The following is a 15583-nucleotide window of genomic DNA, read 5'->3' on the forward strand; positions in this document are numbered from 1 at the left end:
GATGGTGCGGACAATCAGAACTGGGTCAAGGTGATGGATGCCTACGGGCAAGCCGATGATCGCCGCGATACGTTCAGCCAGTCCGGCTACATCTCGGCCAAGTTCTTTGTCGAGGCGCTGCTGGAGCTGGACGCCGGCAGTATCGACCGCGCAACGGTCAGCGACGCAATCCGCGCGATCAATGGGGCTCAATCCGATCTGCTGTGCGCGCCTTACTACGTCGGCGATGCAGACCGGCATATGCCAAACCACTCGGGCCGCATGGTGTCCTATACGGGCGGCGCTTTTGAAGTTGTGCGCGACTGCTATGACATCGAAAGCAGCTACTTAGAGCCGATCCGCGCGCAAGAAGCTGCACTCGGCATCTCTCAGTAACCTCCCTGATCGGTGGGCAGGCCAGTCCTGCCCGCCGGTTTTTTCCAAAGGATCAAAACGATGGTTTACGGGCTTTTTCTTGTCTCAGGTCTTGCAGTTGGATCGCTTTATGCGCTTGGCGGTATTGGCCTTGTGATCCTGCGCAACTCGACCGGCGTGTTGAATTTCGCCTACGGAGCCATCGCCGCCTTCAGTGCCATGTTCGCATGGCAGATTGCGGATTGGGGGCTGCCCGGCGTGATCTCTTGGATCGCCGCCGTTGCCACGGGCATCGCCCTGTCTGTCGCCTATGGCCGTCTGATCGCCCCGTCACTGGCGTGGCGCGAACCTGCGGTCAAAGCCATCGCGACCCTTGGCTATATGCTGATCCTGCTGGGCCTGATCGGCTTCATCTGGGAGGACGCGTTGCGCAAGATAGAACTGCCCAGCGACAAAGCCGCTATCAGTATTCTGGGCGTGCGGGTCACGATGACCCGGATCATCGCCTTCACCGTTAGCATCGCCGCGGTCATCATCATGGTGCAATATCTGCGCCGGTCCCACACGGGCCTGAACATGCGCGCGCTCGCCGACAATCGGGACCATGCTGCATTACTGGGCATTCCGATTGTCAAAACAGAAACGCTGGCTTGGGGCATTTCAGGCGCTTTGGCTGGGTTCACAGGCCTGATCTTTGGCAGCCTTGTGCGGCTGGAACCCACAGTCATCACCTTCATGGTCATCCCGGCCACGGCTGCGGCCATCTGCGGACGCTTGAATTCTCTGCCGATGACGCTGGCGGGTGGGCTGTTCATCGGTGTCGCTGAGTCCATGCTGACGCTCTACAAACCCGCTGCGCCGCTGCGCACAATGGCCCCCTTCGTCATTGCAGCGCTTGTGATCCTGTGGATGCAGCGCGGTCAGAAACTCACCTTTGCGAAGGAGGTCTGAGATGTCGAAATCACTCGTCCCCCCATTGTTCTTTCTCGCGCTTTGCCTGTTGGGGTTGCCGCTGGTGCTGTCAGCGCTCTGGGTCAAGGTTGTGACCTCCTCTGCGATCTTTGCCTTGGCGGCTGCCGGTATCTCCGTCCTGTTTGCCCAGCTTGGGCTGATCAACCTTGCACAAATCGCCCTTGTCGGCGTGGGCGGCTGGATCGCGCTACGCCTGAACTACGGCACTGAACTGCCTGTCACGCTGATCGTCGCAATCGCGGGCGTCGCAACAGCGATCATCGGCGCGATCCTCGCATTGCCGGCCTTGCGTATGCGCGGGCTTTATCTGGCGCTTGTCACGTTGATGGCCGCGGGGGCGTTTCAAATTCTGTTCAACGCGTTCCAGTTCCCGAACGGCGGGGAAGGGTTCTGGGGTGTTGCCCGGCAATCAGCTGCAGACATTCGCCCACCCATGATGGTGCAATCAGACGCGGGCTATCTGCGCTACACCATCGTCATCGTCGCGCTATGTTTTGGCCTTGTCGCACTGCACCGCATCACCGCGCCGGGGCGGGCTTGGGCGATGATCCGGCAGTCCGAGGCCAACGCGATGGCCGCAGGAGTAAATGTGACTTTCTACAAAATCTGGGCCTTCGCGCTATCCGGCCTTTTGGCAGGTGTCGCGGGCGCATTGCTCAGCAACGCGCTTGGCCAACTGGACGCGCGGTCGTTCCTTGCCTCTGAGGGCATATTGCTGTTCGCCCTGGCGGTTGTCGGCGGGGCCTATTCATGGGTTGGCGCAGTGATCGCGGGCATTCTTTATAAACTGCTGCCTGCACTGCTGAATGACTTCGGGGTGAGCGCGGACATCGCCTTGATCGTCTTTGGCGCAGCGCTGCTGCACGCCATCATGACAGCCCCGCGCGGGATCGCCGGGCAACTTTTGGGCGCTTTGCAAAGGAAACCGGCATGATCAATATCGAAAACCTGACCGTGAAATACGGCGGCGTGGTCGCGCTTGATCACCTGACACTAAGTGTGGCGGATGACGTTGTGGGGCTGATCGGGCCGAACGGTGCGGGCAAGACCACCATGACCAATGCGTTCTCGGGCTTTGCACCGATTGCAGAAGGCAACATCGTTGTGGACGGCGTGAACCTCTTGGCAATGGCACCGCACAAACGGGCGTGTTGGGGACTCGCCAGGTCCTTTCAAAAGGTGCAGATCGCGGGTGATTTGACGGTTGCCGATCACCTCAAGGCGGTGTGCGATGCCAAGGGGATCGCGAAAAAGGACCGGGCCGCACAGATTAACAAAGCGCTTGATTTCGTCGGGATCACCGATTGCGCAGATGTGCTGGGTGAGGATTTGAACCCCTACCAGAAACGGATGACCGAGATTGCGAAATGTCTCATTGGAAACCCCAAGATCGTGTTGCTTGATGAGCCGGGCGGAGGGTTGTCCGAAAGCGAAATGCAGGATTTGCGGCGCATTATCACGCAGGTGAAGTCACGCTTTGGTGCACAGATCATCATGGTTGATCATGATGTCGACCTGATCCGCGACGTCTGCACCTCCACCGCCGTCCTTGATTTCGGCAAGCTGATCGCCTTTGGGCCAACACGGGACGTGCTGCAGGATGAGGCTGTGAAAACAGCTTACCTTGGCCGGTAAAAGGGGTGAAAGACATGCTGAAAGTGAGCAATATCACAATCAAATCAAGTTCGCGGACGGTGGTCAGAGACGTATCTCTCGAAGTCGGCAAAGGCGAGATCGTCGCGCTGCTTGGCCCGAACGGGGCCGGAAAATCCGAACTGGTGCTGGGGATCGCAGGCGTTATGCCGCTGGCTTCGGGCGCTGTCGCGATCAATGAATCCTTTATCAACGGGGCAGGGGTGCAGGCGATCCGCGCAGCGGGCGTCGCCGCCGTGCCGGAAGGGCATCAGGTGCTGGGCGGCCTGAGTGTCATCGACAATCTGCGCGCCGCCGGGCCGACCCTGACCGCGTCAGAGCGGGAGGCCGAAGTTGAAAGCGCGTTCGACATTTTCCCAGAACTGTGCGCGATCAAGGATCAAGCGGCGGGGTCATTGTCTGGCGGCCAACAGCAGATGGTCGCCATTGGGCAGGCCTTGGTGTCGCGCCCACAGTTCTTGCTGATTGACGAAATGTCGCTTGGCCTTGCGCCGGTGATTATCGACCGGCTGATCGGGGTCGTGCAGGATCTGCGTAGCAAAGGCATGGGCATCCTCCTCATTGAGCAATTCACCCAACTGGCCCTGGACATTGCCGACCGCTGCTATGTGCTTTCACAAGGGCAGATCAGATTCGAAGGCAGTCCCGCGCAGTTGAAGAACGACCGCCAAATTTTGGAGCGGGCCTACTTGGGCGCTTAAAGCCCCGCGATCTTGGTTAGGAATTTGCGCAGCTCAGCCTGCTCACTTTGTGTGAATTCCGACATCATTTCTGCATCGAACCGTGCGGCCTCATGGTAGAGGTCTTGAAAAACCCGCTTGCCAGAGGCGGTCAGGCCCAAAACCTCATGACGGCGATCATCGGGGGATTGGGCGCGTTTAAGATGCTTTTTGGTTTCCAACGCATGCACCGCACGGCTGACCTTGGTTTTGTGAATGCGGGCGCGGGTGCAAATCTCTTTCGCGGTCATCTCGCCGTAGCGGCCCAGGTGAAAAACCACGCGCCATTCGGCGCGCAACATGCCGTATTTGGATTTGTAATACCCCTCAAACCGGCGGCTGGCCGTGTCGGCTGCCTGATTCAAAAGATAGGGGATGAAATCGACCAGATCGAATGCGTTTTTAGTGTCCATAAAGGAAAATTAGCCCTTGTTAGTTACAAAAGCAACTACTATTAATGTCGTTAGTTACGAAAAGGACTATCTGATGAACAAAGATATTTCACCGTCCCAATTGCGCTCTGCCGCAACCCCAGTTGGCACCGCCCCGGGCTATATGCCCGGCTTTGGCAATGATTTCGAAACCGAGGCGCTGCCGGGTGCTTTGCCCCAAGGCATGAACTCGCCCCAAAAAGTGAACTACGGCCTTTATGGCGAACAACTGTCGGGCACTGCCTTCACAGCCCCAAGTCATCAGAACGAGCGGACATGGTGCTATCGCATCTGTCCATCGGTCAAGCACACGCATCGCTTTGAAAAGATCGACCTGCCACATTGGAAATCGGCCCCGCATGTTGACCCTGATGTGGTCTCGCTGGGTCAATACCGCTGGGATCCCGTGCCCCATAGCAGCGAAAGCCTGACATGGCTGACGGGTATGCGCACGATGACGACGGCAGGGGATGTGAACACGCAAGTTGGGATGGCGTCGCACATCTATCTGGTTACAGACAGTATGGTGGATTCCTACTTCTACTCCGCCGATTCAGAACTGTTGGTCGTGCCACAGGAAGGGCGCTTGCGGTTCTGCACCGAACTTGGCGTGATCGACATTGAGCCCCAGGAAATCGCCATCATTCCACGTGGCCTTGTCTACCGCGTCGAAGTGCTCGAAGGCCCGGCCCGCGGTTTTGTCTGCGAAAACTACGGTCAGAAATTCGAACTGCCCGGACGCGGCCCCATCGGGGCGAACTGCATGGCCAATCCGCGTGATTTCAAAACGCCGGTGGCGGCCTTTGAGGACCGCGAGGTCCCCTCGACCGTCACCATCAAATGGGCGGGCCAGTTCCACGAAACCCACATCGGGCATTCGCCCTTGGACGTGGTCGCGTGGCACGGCAACTATGCGCCCTGTAAATACGACCTGCGGACCTACTGCCCGGTTGGCGCGATCCTGTTTGACCACCCGGACCCCTCCATTTTCACAGTCCTTACGGCGCCGTCTGGGGTTGAGGGCACGGCAAACATCGACTTCGTGCTCTTCCGGGACCGCTGGATGGTGGCCGAGGATACCTTCCGCCCACCGTGGTATCATAAGAACGTCATGTCCGAACTGATGGGCAACATTTACGGGATCTATGATGCCAAGCCCAAAGGGTTCATCCCGGGCGGCATGTCGCTTCACAACATGATGTTGCCCCACGGTCCGGACAAGAGCGCGTTTGAGGGGGCATCCAACGCCGACCTCAAGGCCGAGAAGCTGGAAAACACCATGTCCTTCATGTTCGAAACACGCTTCCCGCAGCACCTTACCGCCTTTGCGGCGCATGAGGCCCCTTTGCAGGACGACTACATCGACTGCTGGGCGGATATCGAAAAGAAGTTCGACGGAACGCCGGGGAAGAAATGAAACTATATTCCTACTGGCGCTCGACCACATCCTATCGGGTGCGGGCCGCGCTGAACCTCAAAGGGCTGGCTTATGAGATTGTCCCGGTCGATCTGGTCGCTGGCGATCAGCGCGACGCAAGCTACGCGGCTTTGAACCCCGGTCTTGGGGTGCCGACGCTGGTGCTGGATGACGGCACGGTGCTGACGCAGTCGCTTGCGATCCTTGACTATCTGGATGCCATCGCCACCCCCCGGCTGCTGCCCGAAGACCCCGTCGCGCGGGCCAAAGTCATGGCAGCTGCCCACGCCATCGCGCTTGATGTCCATCCCGTCAACAACCTGCGCGTCGTGCAGCATTTTCGGGGCAACCACGGGGCCAGCGCAGAGGATGCGCAAGCGTGGATGCAGCACTGGATGCACGCAGGATTTACAGCGACCGAGGCGATGGTGTCCGACACCAGCCCCTTCGCTTTCGGCGACACTCCCGATCTTGCCGACATCTGCATCGCCGCGCAGCTTTTCAACGCCCACCGCTGGGGCGTCGACCTGACGGCCTACCCAAAACTGCAACGGATCGAGGCCGCATGCCTCGCCGTTCCAGAAATCGCCGCCGCCCATCCTGATCAACAACCAGATGCGAAAGTCACCACATGAGCCTGATGAAATCATGGGTCGCAAGCGCCAACAGCGCCGACACACCCTTTCCTTTGAACAACCTTCCATACGGCGTCTTTTCTGTCGGGGCAGATGACCCTCGTTGCGGGGTGGCAATCGGGGACATGATCCTTGATCTGGCCGCGACCGAGGCGGCGGGGCTGCTGGATCTCTCCGATGATCTGCTGTTCGACGTGCCATTCTGGAACGACGTGATGGAGCAGGGGCCAGACCTCTGGGACGCCCTGCGCACGCGACTGACCGAACTGCTGGGCGAGGGCGCCTCTGAAGAACCTCTCCTTACCCCGCACCTTGTCGCGCAGGCGGATGCGCAGATGCACTTGTCGTTTCTCGTGGCCGAATACACGGACTTCTACGCAGGCAAGCACCACGCCATGAACGTGGGCACCATGTTCCGGGGGCCCGAAAACGCATTGCCCCCCAACTGGTTGCACATCCCGATTGGCTATAACGGACGGGCCTCGTCCGTGGTGATTTCAGGCACAGACGTCATGCGCCCCAACGGTCAGACCAAAGCGCCCGATGCGGATATGCCAAGCTTTGGCCCCTGCAAGCGCCTGGACATCGAACTGGAAATGGGGGCGGTCGTCGGCACCTCAACGCAACTTGGACAACCCATCACCGTGGCCGAGGCGGACGCGATGATCTTTGGCTATGTGCTTCTGAACGACTGGTCCGCGCGCGATATTCAGGCTTGGGAATACCAGCCGCTCGGGCCATTTCAGGCCAAGGCCTTTGCGACCTCCATCAGCCCGTGGATCGTGACGACTGCAGCACTTGAACCGTTCCGCACATCAACGCCTGCACGCGAAAAGGACCTGTTGCCCTACTTGCAGGAACCATCCCCGATGCTATTCGACATCGACTTGTCGGTGACAATGGCCCCTGCGGGCAAAGCGCCCACAACCATTGCGCAGACGAACTACAACCAGATGTATTACTCGGCCGCGCAACAACTTGCGCACCACGCCTCATCGGGTTGTGCGGTGACTGCGGGCGACCTTCTTGGGTCCGGCACGATCTCTGGTCCCGAAAAATCCGAACGTGGCTCGCTCCTCGAACTGACATGGGGGGGCAAGGAACCCATGACGCTCGACTCCGGTGAGACGCGGACTTTCATCGAGGACGGGGACACGCTCACACTGCAAGGTGCCGCCAAAGGTGACGGGTATCAAATTGGCTTTGGCACCTGCACCGGCACAATCAAGCCTGCAATCAAGTACCCTTAATCCCTCGCTTTTTTCAAAATATTCCCGCCGGAGGCTCCGGTCGGCACAAAAAGGACGAACCTCACAATGGCAAAAGCATTCGCATCACAAGGCGACATGAGCGAAAAGAAAATCACCTTTGATGAGGTGGGGCGCGACCTTTACGCCTTCACCGCCGAAGGCGATCCAAACTCAGGCATTATCATCGGTGACGACTCTGTGATGATCGTTGAAGCCCAAGCCACCCCGCGTCTTGCTGAGAAAGTCATCGAGCGGGTCCGCAGTGTGACAGACAAGCCCATCAGCCACGTTGTCCTGACCCATTACCACGCCGTCCGCGTCCTTGGGGCCTCTGCCTATAACGCCGATCAGATCATCATGTCCGACGTCGCACGCGGCATGGTCGAAGAGCGCGGTCAGGAAGACTGGGACAGCGAATTCCAACGCTTCCCGCGCCTCTTTGAAGGGCACGAAAGTATCCCCGGCCTGACCTATCCAACGACAACATTCAGCGACTCCATGACCGTCTACCTTGGCAAGCGCCGGGTTGATATCAAACACATCGGGCGCGCGCATACGGCAGGGGACGCAGTGATCCATGTACCGGATGAGAACGTGATGTTCACCGGCGACATCGTCGAGGATCATTCTGCCTGCTATTGTGGCGACGGCTACTTCGGTGACTGGGGCGCGACGCTTGATAAAGTCGTGGCCTATGACGTCGATGCGATTGCGCCGGGGCGTGGTGACGCGCTGGTTGGCAAAGACGCTGTCGCGCGCGCCATCGAAAGCACACGCGATTTTGTTGACAGCACCTACGCGCCCGCCGCGAAGGTTGCAGCCCGGGGCGGCAGCCTGAAAGAAGCATGGGACGCGGTCCGCGCGGCCTGTGATCCCAAATTCGCGGACTACGCGATCTACGAGCATTGCCTGCCGTTCAACGTCGCCCGAGCCTATGACGAGGCGCGCGGCATCGCCCACCCACGCATCTGGACCGCACAGCGCGATCTGGACATGTGGGCCGCCCTGCAAGGGTAACTGTCTTTTAGGGGAGGAAACCCAATGGTCGCCGTCAGATACGAAACCGCGTTCAAGCTTTACCCTTATGAAAAAGTGCCCGCGCAATCCGGTCCGGTCCAGCGCCACCCGGTGGTCATCATTGGGGGCGGGCCTGTGGGGCTGGCCCTTGCACTTGATCTTGGCAAGAAGGGCTCGCCCGCGCTGGTGCTCGACGATCATGACGGGGCGGGGCTGGGCAGCAAGGCCATCTGCTTTGCCAAACGCACGCTCGATATCGCGAACCGGCTGGGGGCCAGCGGCCCCATGGTCGACAAAGGCGTCGTGTGGAATGTGGGCCGCGTATTTCACGGTGATGGGCAGTTGTTTGAATTTAACCTGCTCCCCGAAGACGGACACCGCAACCCGGCCTTCATCAACCTGCAACAACCTTATTTCGAACGCTTCCTTGTGGATGAAATCCGTGCTGCGCGAGCGGATGGTGCGCCCATCGAAATCCGCGGGCGCAATAAGGTGACAGGCGTCACTGTGCAGGGCGATTACGTAACCGTGGATGTGGACACGCCCGACGGCCCTTACCAGCTTGAGGCTGATTATCTGATAGCCTGCGACGGGGCCCGTTCACCCACCCGCGACATGCTTGGGCTGACGTTTGACGGGCGTGAGTTCGAGGACAACTTCCTGATTGCCGACGTCAAAATGAAGGCTGATTTCCCAACCGAGCGCTGGTTCTGGTTTGAACCACCGTTTGAAGGTGCTGGCCAATCGGCGCTGCTGCACAAGCAACCCGATGACATCTGGCGCATCGACTTCCAGCTGGGCTGGGACATCGACCGCGTCAAGGAAATGAACCCAGACCGTATCCGCGCGCGAGTTGATGCGATGCTGTCGAGCCAAACCGGCACCGTGCCTGACTACGAACTGGAATGGACGTCGATTTATACGTTCCAATGCCGGCGCATGGAAAGCTTCCGACATGGCCCTGTGTTCTTTGCAGGCGACAGCGCGCATCAGGTCTCGCCCTTCGGAGCGCGTGGGGCCAATTCGGGGGTGCAGGATGCCGACAACTTGGCGTGGAAGCTTGATCTTGTGCTCAAGGGGCATGCCGATGATGCTTTGCTTGATACTTATGCGGCCGAGCGCGAGTTCGGAGCGGACGAAAACATCCTGAATTCATCCCGTGCGACCGATTTCATGACACCAAAGTCCGACATCAGCAAAACCTTCCGCAATGCGGTCTTGACCTTAGCGAACACCCACGCATTCGCGCGCCCAATCGTGAACTCTGGCCGGTTGTCCATGCCATGCAGTTACGATGGGTTCGCAGGTTTTGGGCCAGATGAGTTGAGAGGTCCGCAGGTCACGCGACCGGGTTCACCAAGCGCCGATGCCCCTGTAGACAACGGCTTCCTGCTGGATCAACTGGAAGGGGCATTCACGATCCTCGCGCTCGGCGGGGTGGCCCCGGCACCTGTCAAAGCATGCGGGATGACGACCAAAGTTGTGCATATCGCTGACCCAAGCGACGCCCTTTCAGCGCGCTATCTGGGTGATGCAGACCAAGCCGTCTATCTGATCCGCCCGGACCAGCATGTGGTGGCGCGGTGGGCAAGCTATGACAGCACTGCGATCACTGACACGATCGCGGCGGCGATTGGAAAGGCCTGAGTTATGTCCCTTATTCTGACACCCAACATTCCTGATCCTGACGGGTTCTACGATGAGCTGTTACAGGCCCATACCGGACTGACTGAGGCACAAAGCGCGGATTACAACGCCCGCCTGATCCTTGTACTGACCAATCACATCGGTGACAGGAGCATCCTGCGCGAGGCCTTTGAAAAGGCAAAAATACAACGTGGGACCAAGACTTCGGCCTCATAGCGACAGGATCGTCGCTAGCAATGAAGCTGGAGTTGAAATGCCAAAACAGTTCGGTGCCGTGTTAGGAGGCAATCTAAAGGTCACCAGCACCAATGCTGCTTCTGACGCTTTCTGCTATCAACTCAAGATCATCCTTACGCGATCGTCTAAATCCGCGAGGAGCGCTTCGGCGGACCAGCCTGCTCTGCTTCGGTGGACAAGGCCCTGGCGCATATCGTGCAAAAGGCAGCCGCGTTGCAGAGCAGGGAAATCAGCAGGCAAATCACCTGTCGCAATCGCGGCTTTGAACTTTCTGGCAAGCCGCTCATCCGTATCTTTGATGGCCTTTTCCATGCGCTCTTCAACGCCTTCAACCTCGCCCACGGTTGTTGCGACACAAGACGCCAGGAAGCAGCCCTTGGGGCCCCCTTCAGCTTGAGTGGAATATGTGACGACAGCGGTCAGAAAATCTCTCACTGCCTTTTCAAGGTCTGGCTCAGCCTCAAATGACACCACTGGGGCGCAGCCATCAACATCTGCGTAGAAGTCGATTGTTTTCAAGTAGAGTTCCCGCTTGTCGCCAAACGTTGAATATAGGCTCGGCCCGCTGATCCCCATCCCAGCGGTCAAATCCTTCATGGATGCGCCGTCGTAGCCCTTTGCCCAGAAGACATTCATCGCCGCCTCAAGGGCGGTTTTTTCATCGAAGGTTCTAGGGCGGCCCATTTTTTTGGATTGTTCATTATAAAAGTCCTTGACTGGCTGTTGTACTTATATATGTATTGATCGTTAGGAAAGTCAAGGAGAGACAAATGCCGACGAACAGACCCATGCCCGGAACGCAATTCCCATCGATCACAGTTGATAAATTGGGCGGTGGCACACTGACCCTTGGAAAGGCATCCGCAGGATACGATTGGCAGATGATTGTCGTTTACCGCGGTAAACACTGCCCGATCTGCACCAGGTATCTGAAAGAAGTGAATGACATTGTCACACCTCTCAAAGAGCTGGGCATCGAAGTTATCGCTGTTTCTGCTGATAGTGAAGCGCGTGCGGAAGAGCAGATAGCGCAAGTAAGCCCTGACTATCCCATTGGCTATGGTTTGAGCGTTCCGCAAATGCAGGAGATGGGCCTGTACATCTCCAGCCCGCGTCACGGCATGAATATCGAAAACCCATTCGCCGAACCCGGCCTTTATTTGGTCAATGAAGACGGCGAATTGCGGATGGTCGATATCGCCAATGTGCCGTTTCTCCGGCCGCAGTTGGCCTCGTTGGTGGGTGGACTGAAATTCATGCGCGGCATGACTGAAGCCTTCCCAGCAAACGGAACGTTCGCCTGATCCAGCAGGATCATCCGGCGCGATAGGAGCAAAACCATGACCGTGAACTTATCACAAAATACTTTGAAGATTGGCCTAATCCTTGGACTTCTGTCCGTGGTCGGACCCATGACCATTGACATGTACCTGCCTGCATTGCCCGCAATCGAGGGCGATTTGGACACCAGTATCGGGGCGGTCCAGGGGACGTTGACCGCATATCTGATCGGTTTTGGTCTGGCGCAATTGTTCTATGGACCAGTCTCGGATCAATTGGGGCGAAAGGTGCCGCTTTATGTTGGGCTTACCTTGTTCATCATCGGTTCGCTTTTGTGCTTCGTCGCCCCATCTATCGAGGCTTTGACCGCCGCCCGTGTGGTTCAGGGACTTGGTGGGGCCGTCGTGATGGTGATCCCGCGGGCCGTCATTCGCGACATTGATACCGGCGTAGTCGCTGCGCGGTTGATGGGAACAATCATGATGGTGATTTCCGTGTCACCCATGATTGCGCCCTTGATCGGCAGCGGCATCATGTTCTTTGGCGGCTGGCGCACGATCTTTCTTCTCTTGGCGGCCTTGGCCGTCGCGAGCCTCGCGTTGACCAAAGTCGGCTTGCCGGAAACGCTGCCTGTTCATGATCGCAAGCGGTTTGATCTGCGCAGCTTTTGGGCAAGTGTCCGTACTTTGATTGCCGATCCGTTCTATATGGGCCTCACCTTTATCGGTGCATTTGGCATGGCGTGTTTCTTCGTCTTTTTTGCAAGCGTCTCCTTCGTCTACACGGGCGAGTTCGGCCTCACGCCGCTGCAGTTCAGTCTGGCCTTTGCCTTCAATGGTCTCAGCTTTTTTCTGGCGACACGGTTTGTTGGGAAAATGGCCGAACGCTTCGGTATGCCCGGCATGATCAAGTACGCGACTGCCGGATTTGCATTCACCACTGTTTTGCTGGCGATCCTGACGGCTATGGGCTTTGGCAGCCTGCCTGTGATCATGGGGCTGCTCTTTGTCGCCTTTGGGTTGCTGGGCTTCATCGTACCACCGACGATGGTCATGGCACTTGATCATCATGGAAGCATCGCCGGAACGGCATCGTCTTTGGCCGGAACCCTGCAAGTTGTGACCGCTGGGGCAATGATAGCCATGAGCGAACCGTTTTTTGACGGAACGGCACTCCCGATGGTTGGCGTTATCGCAGCCTGCGCAGTGATTGCCTTTGTCCTGTCTCGCTTGGTTCTCGCGAACGCTGCAACCGAACAACCCACTTGACCCTCCCAAACCCCGAAAGGTTTTTCCCATGACAATGACAACAGACCACCCCAATGCCGCCGCGGTTAAGGCCACGCTTGATAAACTAATCACAGGTGTCTCCGGCCATTCCTTTGAGGTCCTCAACCAGATCTATCACGCCGACATGCAGACCTATCTTCTGCCCGGCGGCGAAGCGCTGATGCGCAACGACAAAAACGGCTTTATGGCCCATGTCGAAGAGGCAATGGGACAAATGAAAGACGCCGATCCCTGGGCGTTCTACCATTTGGTTGAGGCCGACGATACCCATGGCCACATTATCATCAGCCGCAAGAACGCTGTTACCGGCGAAAAAGAACTGGTCACGCTCAGCATTGATTTTGTGCTTGAGGATGGCCGTTGGCAGATCACCCGCGAAGTCATCATGACACGCGGCGAAGCTGCGTAAAACTCACTTACCTCCACTCCAAAACAAGGAAACAAAACTATGAAACTTATCTCGTCTTTCGCCCTCGCCGCAGCACTCACGCTGTCAGCGGTCTCAGCCTTCGCAGATGGCCACCAAGCACATGTCGAAGCAGATCTGCACGCCTTTAACGACCGCTTCAACGAATTGGTCGTTGCGGGAGATGCCGCTGCCCTAACAGCGCTTTATGCCGAAGACGGCCTTTGGATCGCACCGGGTGAACGCCCGGTCCCTGGCAAAGAGGGCGCTGCCGCTACATTCGGGTTCATGACCTCGCAAAAGGGTGAAAACGTACATTCGATCGATCACTTGTTCATTTCCGACGATGGCACGATGGCTGTGATGGTTGGTGATGCAAAAATCCTGGTGGAAGCCGCGGGTCTGGATTTCACTGGCACCTATCAGTTCGTGCTCCGCCATGACGGCAGCGACTGGAAGATCATCAGCGACATGTACACCATCCCCGAACCTGATAGCGAGTAACGCGTTGCCAACTGGGCGGCGGGACTTCTTCCGATCCGCCGCCTGGTTGGGTCGGACGCCATCAGCTTGTTCCGCTCACCATTGAATCCGCGCTCAAAGTGGTCGTTGGCAGGCCACTGGCGAGATCATCATAACCAAAACTCGAGCGTCAAACGCCTAACAGTTCGCTGCGCTGAGAATTCCCGCCTGGTATCGCTTTGCCCTCGTAGGTTGCCAAGGTTACGTCATATACTCATAGGTGTCATCAATCCGTCAGCCCATACGATAACATGGCCTTGATCGTGTTGGCCCGATCAACAACCGCATTCGTTTGCAAATACTCCATCGCTCTGAGCGCCGCCTCATGTGCCTCTATCGACGATCCGCCTACACAATTCTCTACGACCCGACAGAAGTAGTCGGACTGATGCCCATCCACGAATGTGTAGTGGACACAAACATCTGTCAGTCCACCGCACAGGAGAAGCGTGTCGATCCTCAGGCCGCGCAATAGAATCTCAAAGTCAGTCCCGAAGAATGCCGAGTAGCGTCGTTTCGGAATGATGTAGTCGCCTTTGCGAAACCCCATTTCTTCTTTCGCAACTTCAGTGCGCGGGTCGCCCTCAAGGCAATGAACATCCTCGTTTCCGTCCAATTCACGACCAAAGTCGATCAGATCAGGACGATGGACCTCTTGGATGAAAATGACGGGGATATCACTCTTGTGGGCGGCATCGACCAGATCACGTGCAGCAATCATCCGTTTTTTGTAACCCGGCATGTTGGCGATGGAACGCTCTTTGCTATCATCGGTAAACGTACTTTTTTGGATATCAATCATGATAAGGGCAGGACGACCTTCAATTAGGTTTCTTGCTGTTTTGGTCTTTGTCGTCATTTTCAGGTTCCCTTCGCGAATTCCTTGAGGACGGCCATCGCGTCATTTTCCCGGCCATCGGGGACAAAGAGATGATCGTGGAAATATCCGGAAACGGGATTTACACCCATGTCATGTTTCGCCAGCGCGGTGGTAATCCGGGCCAGAAATCCGACAGCCTCGAGCGATGAATGGATGTTTAATGTGATCATGCGACACGGGAATTCATAGGCCAGATCATTGGCCTCTGCCTGCATCTTCAGCATGATAAGAGTCGTGCCTTCAGCTTCTTGAAACATCAGTCTAGGCTGGATGCCCGCAGGTATAGCGCCCTCAGGTACGGTCACAAATACAAATAGACCATCCACAAGTTCCGCCGACATGCTCCTGAGGAGGACGTCCAAATTCGTCTCACCTGTCATTTTATTCTCCGTGTGTTTAATGCGCGTCAAGGCATACAAGAAACATCCCGACCAACAAACACGCGACCCCGATGATTGTGGCCAGACTGACGTCTTGTTTGTACAAGATGACACTGACCAGAACCGAGCCCACTGAGCCGATACCTGTCCAGACAGGGTATGCGACCCCCAAGGACAACGTGCGCATCGACCAATAAAGGGCACCAAGACTGGCGGCCATAAAGGCTGCCGTCACAATGAGCAAACTCACTGCGAAATTATTGGAAAGGGACTTGAGGCCAGCAGCCCATACCACCTCCAAAGTCCCTGCGATCAGTAGATAAATCCATGCCATTTTGACCACCATCATTCCGGCTCGTCCCGGCTCGCCCATATGTACTCAGGTCGTCCTGAGAGGGCACTCGCGTTGACTTACTGTGTTGTTCAGTTGACCGCAACGGTTTTTGGGCCAACAAAAAATGAAGCGCCGACACAGATCGGTCGGCGCTTCGCT

Annotated in this window: 20 protein-coding genes; 15 read left to right on the top strand and 5 right to left on the bottom strand. The window is 57.2% G+C overall.

All coding sequences use genetic code 11. The features are described from left to right. The 5 genes from ACZ1G5_RS19175 to ACZ1G5_RS19195 form a co-directional block, all read left to right on the top strand. The coding region (locus tag ACZ1G5_RS19175; RefSeq protein ID WP_472734499.1) for an ABC transporter substrate-binding protein at positions 1 to 375 on the top strand (375 nt) is incomplete at its 5' end. Positions 376 to 435: 60 nt separating this feature from the next. Further along, positions 436 to 1305, top strand: a complete 870-nt coding sequence (locus ACZ1G5_RS19180) for a branched-chain amino acid ABC transporter permease (RefSeq protein WP_472734500.1) — start codon at positions 436 to 438, stop codon at positions 1303 to 1305. Between the two features lies 1 nt (position 1306). Continuing rightward, positions 1307 to 2260 carry a branched-chain amino acid ABC transporter permease gene (locus ACZ1G5_RS19185; protein ID WP_472734501.1) on the top strand — a complete coding sequence of 318 codons (954 nt, stop codon included), beginning with the start codon at positions 1307 to 1309 and terminating at the stop codon, positions 2258 to 2260. Next, entirely contained in the window at positions 2257 to 2961 is a 705-nt protein-coding gene (locus ACZ1G5_RS19190) for an ABC transporter ATP-binding protein (RefSeq protein ID WP_472734502.1), read from the top strand. Before ACZ1G5_RS19185 ends, ACZ1G5_RS19190 begins: the two co-directional genes overlap by 4 nt. 14 nt (positions 2962 to 2975) lie before the next feature. Then, positions 2976 to 3680, top strand: coding sequence for an ABC transporter ATP-binding protein (locus ACZ1G5_RS19195; RefSeq protein ID WP_472734503.1), 705 nt, complete (start codon positions 2976 to 2978; stop codon positions 3678 to 3680). On the opposite strand, the gene ACZ1G5_RS19200 is transcribed toward ACZ1G5_RS19195, so the two are convergent. Beyond that, a complete protein-coding gene (locus tag ACZ1G5_RS19200) occupies positions 3677 to 4111 on the bottom strand; it encodes a MarR family winged helix-turn-helix transcriptional regulator (protein WP_472734504.1) in 435 nt (144 codons plus the stop codon). The genes ACZ1G5_RS19195 and ACZ1G5_RS19200 overlap by 4 nt on opposite strands. 73 nt (positions 4112 to 4184) lie before the next feature. Here ACZ1G5_RS19200 and hmgA point away from each other — a divergent pair, with 73 nt between their 5' ends. The 6 genes from hmgA to ACZ1G5_RS19230 all read left to right on the top strand — a co-directional run bounded on the left by hmgA (position 4185) and on the right by ACZ1G5_RS19230 (position 10311). Further along, a complete protein-coding gene (hmgA, locus tag ACZ1G5_RS19205; RefSeq protein WP_472734505.1) occupies positions 4185 to 5546 on the top strand; it encodes a homogentisate 1,2-dioxygenase in 1362 nt (453 codons plus the stop codon). Next, complete coding sequence (gene maiA / locus ACZ1G5_RS19210; RefSeq protein WP_472734506.1) at positions 5543 to 6181, top strand: maleylacetoacetate isomerase; 639 nt, start codon at positions 5543 to 5545, stop codon at positions 6179 to 6181. Before hmgA ends, maiA begins: the two co-directional genes overlap by 4 nt. Then, positions 6178 to 7431 (top strand): fumarylacetoacetase, encoded by a 1254-nt coding sequence (gene fahA, locus ACZ1G5_RS19215; protein ID WP_472734507.1) that lies wholly within the window; start codon positions 6178 to 6180, stop codon positions 7429 to 7431. The genes maiA and fahA overlap by 4 nt, the downstream gene beginning before the upstream one ends. Before the next feature lie 66 nt (positions 7432 to 7497). Continuing rightward, a complete protein-coding gene (locus ACZ1G5_RS19220; RefSeq protein ID WP_472734508.1) occupies positions 7498 to 8448 on the top strand; it encodes an MBL fold metallo-hydrolase in 951 nt (316 codons plus the stop codon). A gap of 24 nt (positions 8449 to 8472) precedes the next feature. Beyond that, complete coding sequence (locus ACZ1G5_RS19225) at positions 8473 to 10095, top strand: FAD-dependent oxidoreductase (RefSeq protein ID WP_472734509.1); 1623 nt, start codon at positions 8473 to 8475, stop codon at positions 10093 to 10095. Between the two features lie 3 nt (positions 10096 to 10098). Beyond that, on the top strand, positions 10099 to 10311 hold the full coding sequence (locus ACZ1G5_RS19230) for a DUF2783 domain-containing protein (protein ID WP_472734510.1): 213 nt from the start codon (positions 10099 to 10101) through the stop codon (positions 10309 to 10311). Positions 10312 to 10428: 117 nt separating this feature from the next. Here ACZ1G5_RS19230 and ACZ1G5_RS19235 read toward each other — a convergent pair whose 3' ends face one another. Continuing rightward, a complete protein-coding gene (locus ACZ1G5_RS19235) occupies positions 10429 to 11016 on the bottom strand; it encodes a TetR/AcrR family transcriptional regulator (protein WP_472734511.1) in 588 nt (195 codons plus the stop codon). Between the two features lie 86 nt (positions 11017 to 11102). On the opposite strand from ACZ1G5_RS19235, the gene ACZ1G5_RS19240 reads away from it, so the two are divergent. From ACZ1G5_RS19240 to ACZ1G5_RS19255, 4 genes are read left to right on the top strand one after another with little or no spacing between them, the layout of a single operon-like run. Then, positions 11103 to 11636: a peroxiredoxin-like family protein gene (locus ACZ1G5_RS19240; RefSeq protein WP_472734512.1), complete on the top strand. Its 534-nt coding sequence runs from the start codon at positions 11103 to 11105 to the stop codon at positions 11634 to 11636. A gap of 36 nt (positions 11637 to 11672) precedes the next feature. Next, complete coding sequence (locus ACZ1G5_RS19245; RefSeq protein ID WP_472734513.1) at positions 11673 to 12881, top strand: multidrug effflux MFS transporter; 1209 nt, start codon at positions 11673 to 11675, stop codon at positions 12879 to 12881. Between the two features lie 28 nt (positions 12882 to 12909). Next, positions 12910 to 13311 carry a hypothetical protein gene (locus ACZ1G5_RS19250; protein WP_472734514.1) on the top strand — a complete coding sequence of 134 codons (402 nt, stop codon included), beginning with the start codon at positions 12910 to 12912 and terminating at the stop codon, positions 13309 to 13311. Between the two features lie 39 nt (positions 13312 to 13350). Next, the gene (locus ACZ1G5_RS19255; RefSeq protein ID WP_472734515.1) at positions 13351 to 13812 is read left to right on the top strand and encodes a YybH family protein; all 462 of its coding nucleotides are present in this window, start codon (positions 13351 to 13353) and stop codon (positions 13810 to 13812) included. A gap of 244 nt (positions 13813 to 14056) precedes the next feature. On the opposite strand, the gene ACZ1G5_RS19260 is transcribed toward ACZ1G5_RS19255, so the two are convergent. Genes ACZ1G5_RS19260 through ACZ1G5_RS19270 form a run of 3 tightly spaced genes read right to left on the bottom strand, consistent with a single transcriptional unit; the run spans position 14057 to position 15439 of the window. Further along, positions 14057 to 14689, bottom strand: a complete 633-nt coding sequence (locus tag ACZ1G5_RS19260) for a cysteine hydrolase family protein (RefSeq protein WP_472734516.1) — start codon at positions 14687 to 14689, stop codon at positions 14057 to 14059. A gap of 2 nt (positions 14690 to 14691) precedes the next feature. Continuing rightward, on the bottom strand, positions 14692 to 15090 hold the full coding sequence (locus tag ACZ1G5_RS19265; protein WP_472734517.1) for an ACT domain-containing protein: 399 nt from the start codon (positions 15088 to 15090) through the stop codon (positions 14692 to 14694). A gap of 16 nt (positions 15091 to 15106) precedes the next feature. Then, positions 15107 to 15439 carry a DMT family transporter gene (locus tag ACZ1G5_RS19270; protein ID WP_472734518.1) on the bottom strand — a complete coding sequence of 111 codons (333 nt, stop codon included), beginning with the start codon at positions 15437 to 15439 and terminating at the stop codon, positions 15107 to 15109. Between the last annotated feature and the right edge of the window lie 144 nt (positions 15440 to 15583).

The organism is Yoonia sp. JB2-21 (assembly GCF_055693545.1).